Origin of the sequence: Liquorilactobacillus satsumensis DSM 16230 = JCM 12392, from assembly GCF_001435195.1 — a bacterium.
Taxonomy (GTDB): domain Bacteria; phylum Bacillota; class Bacilli; order Lactobacillales; family Lactobacillaceae; genus Liquorilactobacillus; species Liquorilactobacillus satsumensis.
In genome coordinates this window covers 1-11,283 of the sequence record NZ_AZFQ01000019.1, presented here as the reverse complement: position 1 = coordinate 11,283, position 11,283 = coordinate 1, and the positions used below count along the sequence as shown (strand labels likewise).

Genomic DNA, 11,283 nt, shown 5'->3' with positions numbered 1-11,283 from the left:
CTATGTTCGTAATTTCGAGTTAGCACTCAAATTTTCCCGACTTATGTCACACTCTCGCTTTTATTCCGGATAAACGTGTTCCATAAGTCAAAATTTTCCAGACCTATGTCACACTCTCTTACTATGCTATTGAGTTTGCTATCAATTTTGTTAATTAAGGGCTTTTCCTAAAAATTAATTATTTTTAAGACTTAAGCTGCTTAATAGTTTTTCATAAGCATACTCGTACTTTTGAATATCACCAGCGCCCATAAAGACAACCACAGCATCATGAAAATCAAGCAATGGTGACATGTTATCGACTTTAAGAACTGTTCCGCCCTTTGTGATTTTGTCTCCCAAGTCACTGCTTGAAACATTTCCACCATGCTCTCTAATTGAGCTGAAAATATCAGTTAAAAAGACTCGATCTGCTAAATTAAGACTGGCAGCAAAATCGTCCATTAGCGCAATCGTCCGACTGAAAGTATGCGGTTGAAAAACAGCGATGATTTTTTTACTTGGGTACTTTTGCCGTGCTGCATCAATGGTTGCCTTAATTTCTGAAGGATGATGCGCATAATCATCAATAATCGTCATGTCGGCCACAAATTTTTCTGTAAAGCGCCGTTTGACACCCTTAAAAGTCAATAGTTCTTCTTTAATTTCTTCTTGGTCAACTTTCTCAAAATAAGAAACAGCAATTACAGCTAAACTATTTAGTACATTATGTTCACCATATAATGGAATTTCATAATTGCCTAAGAACTCATCATGCAAATAGACGTCAAACGAGGAGCCCTTAGTAGTGCGTTTAATATTAACTGCTCTGAAATCATCATTTTTGCTGGTTCCGTAATAATGAACCGGTACCTTTGCCTTCAAATTGCGTAAGTTAGGATCTTCACCCCACGCAAAAATTCCCTTTTTGGTTTGGTTAGCTAAAGTTTCAAAAGCGTCAAAAACATCTTCGATTCCCGTAAAATAGTCTGGATGATCAAAGTCAATATTAGTCATAATCACATAGTCAGGGTGATAAGCAACAAAGTGACGCCGGTACTCATCGGCTTCAAATACAAAGAAACGTGCATTTGGGACGCCTTTACCCGAACCATCTCCAACAAGATAACTGGTTGGAGCAACTCCGCCTAATACATGTGCCAACAGTCCAGTTGTACTTGTTTTTCCATGCGCACCAGCAATCCCAATACTCGTAGTATTTTCCACAATTTTTTCAAGGAAGTCAGGATATGTAATCACCTGTAAACCTAATTCATGTGCCCGTTTTATTTCTGGCTGATCATCTCCAAAAGCATTTCCTTTGATGATTGTCAGACCATCTTTAATATTTTCTGCAGCAAAAGGCAGAATCTTTATTCCTGCCAATTCAAGTCCTCTTTGAGTAAAAGTATACTTTTCAATATCTGAGCCCATTACTTTCAAGCCTTTATCATGCAACAAAAGTGCAAGGGAACTCATGCCGGTGCCTTTAATTCCGACAAAATAATAAGTGGTTTCAGTATTCATGCTGTTGTCCTCTCTTTTCTATCTTTACAATCAACGCTTAGTTTACCACAAAACTGACATGCTATGTTTTAAGTTTTAAGAACTCGACTGACCTCTTAACTCCTGCAAATCCTTCTGAGTCAGAAAAACTAACCGCGGTTTTGAACCATGCGCAGGTGAAATAAACTGTTTTTGTTCCAACTCATCAATCAAATTAGCGGCTCTATTATAGCCAATTGAAAAAACACGTTGTAATTTGGAAGTTGAAATTGTTTCTTCGTTTACAATATAATCTAAAACACGTGGAAACAAGGCATCCTCTTGTTCTGCTTCTTGGGTTTTTTTCTTCAAGCCAGCAGGATCAAATGCATAGTGTGGAGTGCCTTGCCTGCGCACAAATTCTGCCAATTCATCAACTTCATCCTGCACAAAAGTCCCTTGCAGGCGCAATGGCTGACTGGCTCCGTTTCCAAGATAAAGCAGGTCACCTCGCCCTAATAAGCGTTCTGCTCCTGCAGTATCAATAATTGTCCTTGAATCAACTTGGCTTGATACCATAAAGGCGATGCGCGTTGGAATATTATTCTTAATTGTTCCGGTAATCACATCAACACTTGGTCTTTGCGTGGCAATTAAAAGATGAATTCCAGCTGCGCGCGCTTTTTGCGTAATACGTGCAATGTAATCTTGAACCTCAGAAGAAGCAACCATCATTAAATCAGCCAGTTCATCAATCACAATCACAATATATGGCATTTTCAGCCCGTCTTCGCCTCGAGCGGCTGCCTTCTTATTATAAGCTTCAAGATTGCGTGCACCTGCTGCAGCCAGTCTTTGATAGCGCTCTTCCATTTCAGTAACCACCCACTTCAACGCCGCTGCGGCTGCTTGCGGATCCGAGATAACCGGTGCCAGCAAATGTGGAATTTCGTGGTATGGTGCCATTTCAACGGCTTTAGGATCAATCAATAACAACTTAACCTGTGCAGGAGTTGCTTTGTACAATAAAGAAAGCAACAAACTATTAATAAAGACTGATTTTCCTGACCCAGTCGCTCCTGCAATCAAACCATGGGGCATGCGCCGAAGATCCGTGACCTGTGCACGTCCAAACAGATCCACTCCAAGTGCAACCGTTAAAGGAGAGGTACTTTCTTGAAAACGTGCAGACCCCAAAACCTCAGCAAGCATTACTGGACGTGAATGCAAGTTTGGAACTTCGATTCCGACGCTCCTTTTACCAGGAATTGGAGCTTCAATTCTAATATCCTTAGCAGCCAAAGCTAATTTTAAATCATCTGCTAAATTGGTAATTTTATTTACTTTCACACCTCTGCCAAGCGTAATCTCGAATTGGGTAACTGCAGGGCCGATTGTCCAACGATTGACTGCCGCATTCACTTTAAAAGAACGCAAAGTATCATTGAGAGTTTCTTTTTGTCCACGCACCCATTCAATCATCGACGGATCATTGTCAGTCACAGCTTGCGGCAGCAAGGAAAGCGGCGGAAAATGATAACCCTTGCTCGTTTTTGTTGCCTGAACTTTTTCAGGCGAGCTTGTCAGTGGCTGAGAAGCCGCAGCCCGCTTTTTTTCAGCAATGGCCGCTGAAGGTGAAATAAACTTGCCAATTGAATTTGTCTGAGAAATAGCAGGTGTATTTTGCGCAAAACTATTTTCAGCAAAATGATTGTTCTCAACCTGTGGAACCTCAGTTGTTATTTTCTCTGATTCAAGCCGTTTTTCATTTTGGACAATTTTTTTAGTAGATTCAGGGAGCATTTTTGCGGACTGAGTATTCACAGTTGCAAGAGAGTGTCCAGGTGTTTCATCATTTAGTACTGCAGCTGGCTTATTTTCTGCAATAGTCCGGTTTAAAGTTGCGGTCGAATCTGACTCTGCAGCGTCAACAGCTGTTTGTTCTGGGCTAATCTTTGAATTTTCAAGCACACCCTGTTCAGCGCTAGATGTAGTCCCTGCATCCTCTTCAACGCTGGGGTTAAGCCCATGATTTGCTTGCTGATTCGATAACAAATCTGGACTGGAATTTTTTACGTTTTCATGGTGCTCAGGAATATCCATAAAAATCAGGTCATTTTGGGCAACCTCTTCATCTTCGTTTGCAAGCAGATAAAAACTAGCTGCCGGTTTAGCCAGTTCATTGTAAAGTTGCTGATACCGGCGCTGTGCTTTGGCAAAACTCCCTTTATGATTGAAAGCTGGTGGAACATAGGTAGGCCGAAAAGGATGGCTTTCCGGGATACTATTTTCCCCAAAATGCTTTTTGTGCAACGTCGTTTTCCTCATAGGAATTTCGTCTCGTGCGTATTCTGCTACTTTGCGAGCAGATTGACTTTCAGCACTTTTAACTTTTTTTTCCTTAAATCGACGGTAAAATGCCGGTCCATCGTAATGTTGCATAACCTCTTCATCCTAACACTAAAAATTCGGAACATTGCAGCCTCGTAATCTCTTTCACCTGTGAAAGCTCAAAAATTCAGCAAGACACAAAATAAGACTGCAACAAAATTAATCTTTTGTTCCAGCCTTTATTTTAGCATAAAAGTTGCAGTCTCCTAGCATCATTTGAGTGCAAATGATGCTCCAACTTGATACTTAGTAGCAGAAAGGACCAAAATTCCCCTCTTTTGAGGTGCATGTGGCAATTCTAACTCTCGTGCTGAACAAATCATGCCATCGCTTTCGACCCCACGAAGTTTGCCCGGCCAAATAATCTCTCCGTTAGGCATCATGGCACCTACTTTTGCAACCACAACCAGCTGTCCCGCAGCAATATTAGGCGCTCCGCAAACAATCTGTAGGACTTCCGTGGCAGAAATCCTTGTTTTGGTGATGTGGAGATGATCAGAGTCAGGATGTTCCTTGAGCTCTTCAACATAGCCGACCACAAACTTAGGCGTCCGGTCCAATTCCAGCTTAGTCGTAAAACCGACCTGTTCCAGTTGCTGCTGCAAATTTTCCAACTGTGCAGCAGTGAGAAAAATTTGTCCCGTCCCCATTTTTCCAAGATATTCTGAGACATTGAAAAAATTATACCCCAGGACAGTTCCGTCTTCTTCGCTACTGATCTCAACAATATCCCCTGCACGTTTAACTACCTGTTTTGGTGTATCCTGATGTAACAGGACCACTAAAACATCACCCAGTTGAGCAGGGTTATAACTAGCAATCAACATCAAATTCTCCTTTATTTTGGGGCCATTGCATTCTTGCCACACCCCGATTTTACATTTCTATGCTACCCCATCAAGAAAACGTGCAACCTCTTCTTTTGTCTTCCGGTCTTTGTTGACAAAACGTGCAACCTCTTTGCCTTCTTTAAAGACCACAAAGCTTGGAATTCCAAGAATTGTCATTTCTTGACATAATTCGCTGTTTTCATCACGATCAACCTGAATAAACTGATAATCAGAATACTGTGCTTCAATTTCTGGCATCGCTGGTTTGATAAACTGACAATCTGGGCACCAACCTGCGGTGAAGAACAGTACATAAGAACCCTGGGCAAGTTTTTGTTTCAAGCCCGCATAATTTGTCTTTGTAAGTACTTCCATGTTAACATCTCCTTAATTAAAGCTAACCTGAAGTTATTATAAAACATTTGGCCATAAAAAAAAGAACTTTGTTTCGCTATCCAAGCAACTGACGTATTCAACGGTGAAGCTTGGTGTTATACTAATGAACAAAGATAGACAAAGAATAGGAGCTGGTGCCAATGTCAATTCAACTGAATAAAATTCTACCATTGGTTCTGGGAATACTAACGGGCTTTATTGGTGGTCTTCAAGCTCGAAATGCAGTCCATAAAAGAGAACTGCTCTCTTCGCGGGCAATCCTCGCCAATGTTAAGCACTCATTTCAAAACGAAACACCAATCCAAGATTCATGGATTGCGACTAAACCGCAGCCTTTTCAAAAATTTGCACTCAGAACCAATGTTTATCGTGGCGGGCTTTCTCGTCTCGAAGATCATCAACTGGTACGTTATGAATTCACTGCAGATGCCAAAACAGGCAGCATTTTAGATCTGCAGCGTGTTGATTATTAAGAATCAATTCATTCAGGACAGCTCTTCTCTTAATGGGAGGCCTTCGTAAAAGCGGCTTCCACTTTGTAGATTGGCTGTCCTTTTTGACTGAACTTTTCTTCATATTCTGTCATCACATTTTCTGCATTTTTTTCAAGATCCTGATGAAGGTCTAAGTAGACACCTGCAAAGTCCATTCCGTAATTATTCATCGTGACCAATGAATATTCAAATAAACCTCGGTTATCGGTCTTAAACTCTAATAAACCATCTGCTTGCATAACCTGGGCATACTGCTTCAAGAAAGTCGGATAGGTTAATCGCCTTTTAGCCTGTCTTTTTTTAGGCCAAGGATCGGAAAAGTTTAAATAGATTCCCGAAACTTCATTAGCCGCAAAATACTCGCTTAATTCACCGCCATTTGCGCGCAGCAGCTGCAAATTAGGCAACTTCAATTCTAACTGTTTTTTAAGTGCAATCGCCGCAATTGTTGTCTGCAGCTCTATCCCAACAAAGTTTCTTTCAGGATACTTTTGAGCCATCGCGAGCACAAATCCACCTTTTCCCATGCCAACTTCAATGTACAGAGGTGCTACCTTTGGAAAACGTTCTTGCCATTTTCCTTGGTATTTCTCAGGATCAGTTACAATCCACTCTGGATTGGCTTTAATCAAGGGTTCTGCCCAGGGTTTGTTTCTTAAACGCATATCTTCCTCCTACAAACAAAATTACTTTAAAATCCCTCATAATATTTTTCAAAACATAAAACAAGGGCTTCTGACAAAACAAACGTTTCGTCACAGCCCTGCTCATAAACATTTCTTCGGTGTTTGTTACTTAACCTTCCTCAATACACACCATCCGGACTTTCAAGTATTTAAGGAAAGGTAACCTTTTAGTTACATTTGCAACTTTTCAAAATCAATTTCTGTATAATAGCATAAACTAATCGCGCTGCTCACTAAATATCTCTGCTAACTGTAATATGTCTTGGTTCATCTCGAAAAAATGACCACGTTGATGCTTATCTTTGATGGACAACAGTAAATTAATCTTACAATACCAACCAATCTTTCGGTTAAACGTAGGTGTCATTTGTGCACCATATTTTTTAACCAACCATTCCTGCCATTCACTACGTGGGACATACTGACACATTAACATGCTTATGTCCAATGCTGCATCCGATAATGCCGCAGATTCCCAGTCAACCAAATACAGTTGATTTGAATCTGACAACAACCAGTTCTTATGATTCAAGTCACCATGGCACACTTCACATTCATGGTAATCAAGTTTGGGGGGATGCGCTCGTAAACGAGCAGCAACCTCTCTTAACAGAGGATGCTGTCTTAGCTCACTGCTTAATCCCCGAAAATAATCATTAAGCAGTTCGCCTGGAAAAATGTATCTTCCCCCGACCTGCTGCAACATCTTACTTAATACTCCAGAATGATGAACGCGTGCAAGCAACTTTGCTACACGCGTTTCCTTCATTTCTTCTCTAGTCAAGCTGCGTCCATTTAACCACTCTTGCGCTGTGAGTGTATCTCCAGTAGAGATGTGCTTCGCCCATAGTAAACGTGGCGTAATCTCTTCTAAGGATAAAGCTGCTAAAAAAGGTGAAGTATTTCGTTTGATGAAGAGCTTTTTCTGCTCCTTGACGCCCATATATGCGGTTCCAGTGTTACCCCCGAGCGGCCGAATCAGCCAACCGTCGTCTAATCTGAAATCCATATTGGCCAATCTCCTCTTTACGAAACCTATTCTTCATCAAGAATACAGAGTCCCTAATTAAGTGTCAAGTATTTTCTCCCAATCGTTTTGTCAAATAATTGCCAGTAAAGACCGCAATCTCAAGCATGGAAGCGATCAGCAAAATTAGATAGTTCCAACTGATGCCAAGTGCAATCAAAGCGCTCAAGTTAAAAAAGAACCAACTGCCAAACAATAATTTACGTAAAACAAGTTTAAATGCTTCCAACTGATCACTTTTTTCCAGCGGATAAAGATACATAAAGACATTATCTTCAAAGGCGGCGAAAAGGGGTAACAATTGAAAGCCTATCAAATACTGAAACACCAGTATACAGACAAAACTCAGCCAAAAGTTAGGAATAAATAATAACAAACAGCTCCCTAAAAGAAGCAACCTCAAGTATAAACCGCTAAAATCACTTTTCCTCAAGAAAGTTCTCCAATATAGATAACTGAAAACCCCATCCCTCTTTGCATGCGGTAAAAAGCGGTCTAAGAAACGCAAACGCCGGACCTTCCCACTTACCTGCGGAACATCTGTGAAAAGATTAATAAAACGATAGAGCCGCATCATTCTGTTGCTCTCCAGCTCTACCATTTTGTTCCAGCGAAAAACATAATGTTGGGCGGTCTTTTTGGCTGCCATAAATTGTAAACCCACAATTACTAAGACTACTAAAAAGCCTGCCAAAGGTTCAACGTAAAGCACCAATCCTTGCACTATTAATGGCACTGCAATTATTCGTAAAACTTTAAAGTTCCAGTGCTCGTAGTTAGATATATATGCGCTTTGAGCTTCGAAGTGCATTTCAAAATATTTTAACAGCAGCTGCGTTAATCCTAGTATTCCAACCGCCAACTGCCCGAGGTGCAGTCCGCGTGACAGCAGCGGTAAAAGCAGCAACAAGAAAAAAAGTTGAAAAAATTCTGCCAACAAGACAGAATGCGCTACTGCCCTTTTTAAATAAAGCGGTAAATTATGCTCTTGTGGCATTAAAAAAACAGTATCCGGTTCCTGCAATAAAGTTGCCAAAGACCCGGCTCTAAGGAACAGAACCAGTAAAATCAAGACCAGCGGTTTTTCCCACCAAAATGGGTGTGCAGGAAGTGTTTGGAGGAAATTCGAGTATGCTAACCCTAGGCCACCAACAAAGAAAAGCAACGCAATTACAAAATGATCATTCAAAACAAATTTGGAATAATGCAGCAGCATCTTCTGATATTTTTTTAATCTATTCTCCCAAATTTTATTCATTTCCGTTCACATCCTGAGTCATTCCAAGATAAAGTTCTGTCAAAGAGGCATTCAGATCGCCATACAGATCGCGCAACTGTTCAAGTGTTCCTTGTGCTCTGACGCGGCCTTCGTGCAAAAGAACAAAATGATCACAATATTCCTGGGCGGTGTCAAGCACATGCGTCGACATTAAAATTCCAGCTCCCCTTTTTTTCTCCGCTGCAATCAGATTTAACAAATCCCGTGTGGCCAAAGGATCCAAGCCTAAAAAGGGCTCGTCGATCACATAGAGCTTGGCCTGTGTAACAAAAGCACAGACAATCATCACCTTTTGCCGCATTCCTTTTGAAAACTTTGCAGGAAACCAGTCCAACTTGTTCTCCAAACGAAAAGTTTGCAGTAAAACACGCGCTCTTTGCCATGCTGAGGTTGTTTCCAATCCGTAAGCCATCATTGTAAGTTCGAGATGTTCTCTAAGTGTCAATTCAGGATAAAGAACCGGAAGCTCAGGGATATATGCAATCTTACTTTTATAATTTTGCGGATCATCCATTAAAGTGTTGCCATCAATCGTAATCTTTCCTTTTTGTGGCACAAGGAGTCCAATCACATGATTAATGGTCGTCGACTTTCCGGCCCCATTGAGTCCGATCAGACCCACAAGCTGCCCGTCACCCACTTCAAATGAAATGTCTTTTAAAACAGGAATACGGGAATATCCACCCGTCAGATTATTAATTTTTAAAGTCATATTTAAATTCGTTCCTTTCAGTCCGATTACGCAAATTATAACATAAGTTTCATGCAAGACAGTGGTGAAAACCACGCCTAAAAAGCGGTAGTAGTGTATACTTTAAGATAAATAGTCTAGAAAGAAGGTTATCTAATGCATGATTGTATTTTTTGTAAAATAATTAAAGGTGACATTCCCAGCACGACAGTCTATGAGGATAGTGAAGTCAAGGCCTTTTTAGATATTTCACAAGGTACACCAGGTCATACACTCGTTGTTCCCAAAAAACATATTGCAGATATTTTTGAATATGATGCACAATTTGCAGCTGTCGTTTTCTCGAGAATTCCAAAAATCGCGCGGGCAATTAAGGCAAGCGATCCTGCGATCAAGGGCATGAATATTATTAATAATAACGGTGCAATTGCCTATCAGTCAGTCTTTCACTCACACATCCACCTCATTCCGCGTTACAGTGCAGATGACGATTTTAAGATGATTTTCAAAGATAATTCAGCCAAATATACTGCAACTGCTTTGCAAAAAATTGCTGCACGTATTAAGGCCAAATTGGAGGACTAATCAATGGGAAAAAAAGCGATCATATCTCTGGCTGTTATTGGCGGCTTAGGCGGACTTGGCTATCTTTATCTCAAAAAAAAGGAAGATCGGACTCATAAAATACAAGAATTGCTTGCTTCAGCTACGGAAGTCAAAAATGCCTATCAAGAAGTCGTGCAAAATGTGCACAAACTTGCGGCTCAAAGCCCTTTGGCAACCCAGACTGCTGCAGAACTCGAGAACAAGCTGGCAGAGTTTCAATTTTTAATTCAACCCCATGTTGATCGTTTAAATGCTAAAACACAAAAATTCGTTGATTAACCTGAAATCTCTAGCTAACAAGCAAAGATTAAGAAGAAATAAAGCATTAAACATGAAATTTTTGTAAACTTTACCTTTTGAGTAAACCTTATTCTATGTTTGTGTTATAGTTATTAACGTTGATTTGTATGAGGCTGTGCAATCAAAAATAACGAATGGATGTGTTTTTTATAATGAAAAAATGGCTACTTGCACTCGCGGCACTTACAATGACGGTCACTTTGGCCGCATGTTCTAAAACCGTCGCAACTACCTCTGGCGGTAAAGTGACTCAGAGTGAGTATTACGATAGCATGAAAAAGACATCATCTGGTAAGCAGATTCTGCAACAGATGATTCTTGAAAAAGTACTTGAAAAACAATATGGGAGCAAGGTATCTGCTAAAAAGGTTAACGCTCAGTATAACACTTACGCAAAACAATACGGCTCATCATTTTCTTCAGTACTTTCACAAAACTCAATGACAAAATCAAGTTTCAAAAAGCAGTTGCGCTCAAACTTACTTTTACGTGAAGCGGTTAAAGCAAATACTACAATTACAAATGCTCAGTTGAAGAAACAATGGAAATCATACGAACCTAAGACAACTGTTGCACATATTTTAGTTGCTAAAGAAGACACTGCTAAAGCAGTTATCAAGAAACTCCAAAGTGGCGAAAGCTTCACCAAGCTTGCTAAGGAATATTCTACTGATAGTACAACCAAGAACAGCGGTGGTAAGTTAACTGCCTTTGATAATACTGATACTTCTTTAGACTCTACCTTTAAGAAGGCTGCCTTTGCATTAAAACAAGGGGAATATACTACAACACCTGTCAAGACCAGTTACGGCTACCATGTCATCAAGGTGCTCAAGAAGCCTGCTAAGGGTAACATGAAGGATCACATCAGTGAACTTAAAGACCAAATTATTGATAACAAGATGAACAATGATTCTTCAGCATTACAAGCTGTAATCTCGAAGGTGCTTAAGAAGGGTAACGTCAGCATCAAAGATAGCGATTTGAAAGATGTTCTTTCAAGTTACCTCTCTTCTTCATCATCCAGCTCTAGCTCCAATTAATTAAAGTATTAGGAGCCTCACAATTAAATTAAACTATTAAAGAAGCGGGCTCGTACAAAACTTAAGTTTTGTACGA

At 40.3% G+C, this 11,283-nt stretch carries 12 protein-coding genes; 4 read left to right on the top strand and 8 right to left on the bottom strand.

The window, feature by feature from the left end; all coding sequences use genetic code 11:
* Window positions 1-174: 174 nt before the first annotated feature.
* The 4 genes from murC to FD50_RS01820 all read right to left on the bottom strand — a co-directional run bounded on the left by murC (window position 175) and on the right by FD50_RS01820 (window position 5,060).
* Window positions 175-1,506, bottom strand: coding sequence for a UDP-N-acetylmuramate--L-alanine ligase (gene murC / locus FD50_RS01835; RefSeq protein WP_056959879.1), 1,332 nt, complete (start codon window positions 1,504-1,506; stop codon window positions 175-177).
* Between the two features lie 75 nt (window positions 1,507-1,581).
* Window positions 1,582-3,906, bottom strand: coding sequence for a DNA translocase FtsK (locus FD50_RS01830; RefSeq protein ID WP_056959877.1), 2,325 nt, complete (start codon window positions 3,904-3,906; stop codon window positions 1,582-1,584).
* Window positions 3,907-4,067: 161 nt separating this feature from the next.
* The gene (gene ytpR, locus FD50_RS01825; RefSeq protein WP_056959875.1) at window positions 4,068-4,682 is read right to left on the bottom strand and encodes a YtpR family tRNA-binding protein; all 615 of its coding nucleotides are present in this window, start codon (window positions 4,680-4,682) and stop codon (window positions 4,068-4,070) included.
* Window positions 4,683-4,739: 57 nt separating this feature from the next.
* Window positions 4,740-5,060, bottom strand: coding sequence for a thioredoxin family protein (locus FD50_RS01820; RefSeq protein ID WP_056959873.1), 321 nt, complete (start codon window positions 5,058-5,060; stop codon window positions 4,740-4,742).
* Between the two features lie 161 nt (window positions 5,061-5,221).
* Here FD50_RS01820 and FD50_RS01815 point away from each other — a divergent pair, with 161 nt between their 5' ends.
* A complete protein-coding gene (locus FD50_RS01815; RefSeq protein WP_054757043.1) occupies window positions 5,222-5,554 on the top strand; it encodes a hypothetical protein in 333 nt (110 codons plus the stop codon).
* 29 nt (window positions 5,555-5,583) lie between these two features.
* On the opposite strand, the gene trmB is transcribed toward FD50_RS01815, so the two are convergent.
* From trmB to FD50_RS01795, 4 genes are all read right to left on the bottom strand, one after another.
* On the bottom strand, window positions 5,584-6,240 hold the full coding sequence (gene trmB, locus FD50_RS01810; RefSeq protein WP_054757041.1) for a tRNA (guanosine(46)-N7)-methyltransferase TrmB: 657 nt from the start codon (window positions 6,238-6,240) through the stop codon (window positions 5,584-5,586).
* Window positions 6,241-6,478: 238 nt separating this feature from the next.
* Window positions 6,479-7,270 (bottom strand): phosphotransferase family protein, encoded by a 792-nt coding sequence (locus FD50_RS01805; RefSeq protein WP_056959871.1) that lies wholly within the window; start codon window positions 7,268-7,270, stop codon window positions 6,479-6,481.
* A gap of 64 nt (window positions 7,271-7,334) precedes the next feature.
* A complete protein-coding gene (locus FD50_RS01800) occupies window positions 7,335-8,546 on the bottom strand; it encodes an ABC transporter permease (RefSeq protein ID WP_056959869.1) in 1,212 nt (403 codons plus the stop codon).
* The gene (locus tag FD50_RS01795) at window positions 8,539-9,279 is read right to left on the bottom strand and encodes an ABC transporter ATP-binding protein (RefSeq protein ID WP_054757033.1); all 741 of its coding nucleotides are present in this window, start codon (window positions 9,277-9,279) and stop codon (window positions 8,539-8,541) included. The genes FD50_RS01800 and FD50_RS01795 overlap by 8 nt, the downstream gene beginning before the upstream one ends.
* 135 nt (window positions 9,280-9,414) lie before the next feature.
* Here FD50_RS01795 and FD50_RS01790 point away from each other — a divergent pair, with 135 nt between their 5' ends.
* From FD50_RS01790 to FD50_RS01780, 3 genes are all read left to right on the top strand, one after another.
* On the top strand, window positions 9,415-9,843 hold the full coding sequence (locus tag FD50_RS01790; RefSeq protein WP_054757031.1) for an HIT family protein: 429 nt from the start codon (window positions 9,415-9,417) through the stop codon (window positions 9,841-9,843).
* A 3-nt stretch (window positions 9,844-9,846) separates the two neighbouring features.
* Window positions 9,847-10,143, top strand: coding sequence for a hypothetical protein (locus FD50_RS01785; RefSeq protein WP_056959867.1), 297 nt, complete (start codon window positions 9,847-9,849; stop codon window positions 10,141-10,143).
* A 173-nt stretch (window positions 10,144-10,316) separates the two neighbouring features.
* Window positions 10,317-11,207, top strand: a complete 891-nt coding sequence (locus tag FD50_RS01780; RefSeq protein WP_056960103.1) for a peptidylprolyl isomerase PrsA — start codon at window positions 10,317-10,319, stop codon at window positions 11,205-11,207.
* Window positions 11,208-11,283: the final 76 nt, after the last annotated feature.

Coding starts and splice junctions, on each gene's coding strand:
- murC (WP_056959879.1), bottom strand. CDS start 1,506: ATGAATACTGAAACCACTTATTATTTTGTCGGAATTAAAGGCACCGGC.
- FD50_RS01830 (WP_056959877.1), bottom strand. CDS start 3,906: ATGCAACATTACGATGGACCGGCATTTTACCGTCGATTTAAGGAAAAA.
- ytpR (WP_056959875.1), bottom strand. CDS start 4,682: ATGTTGATTGCTAGTTATAACCCTGCTCAACTGGGTGATGTTTTAGTG.
- FD50_RS01820 (WP_056959873.1), bottom strand. CDS start 5,060: ATGGAAGTACTTACAAAGACAAATTATGCGGGCTTGAAACAAAAACTT.
- FD50_RS01815 (WP_054757043.1), top strand. CDS start 5,222: ATGTCAATTCAACTGAATAAAATTCTACCATTGGTTCTGGGAATACTA.
- trmB (WP_054757041.1), bottom strand. CDS start 6,240: ATGCGTTTAAGAAACAAACCCTGGGCAGAACCCTTGATTAAAGCCAAT.
- FD50_RS01805 (WP_056959871.1), bottom strand. CDS start 7,270: ATGGATTTCAGATTAGACGACGGTTGGCTGATTCGGCCGCTCGGGGGT.
- FD50_RS01800 (WP_056959869.1), bottom strand. CDS start 8,546: ATGAATAAAATTTGGGAGAATAGATTAAAAAAATATCAGAAGATGCTG.
- FD50_RS01795 (WP_054757033.1), bottom strand. CDS start 9,279: ATGACTTTAAAAATTAATAATCTGACGGGTGGATATTCCCGTATTCCT.
- FD50_RS01790 (WP_054757031.1), top strand. CDS start 9,415: ATGCATGATTGTATTTTTTGTAAAATAATTAAAGGTGACATTCCCAGC.
- FD50_RS01785 (WP_056959867.1), top strand. CDS start 9,847: ATGGGAAAAAAAGCGATCATATCTCTGGCTGTTATTGGCGGCTTAGGC.
- FD50_RS01780 (WP_056960103.1), top strand. CDS start 10,317: ATGAAAAAATGGCTACTTGCACTCGCGGCACTTACAATGACGGTCACT.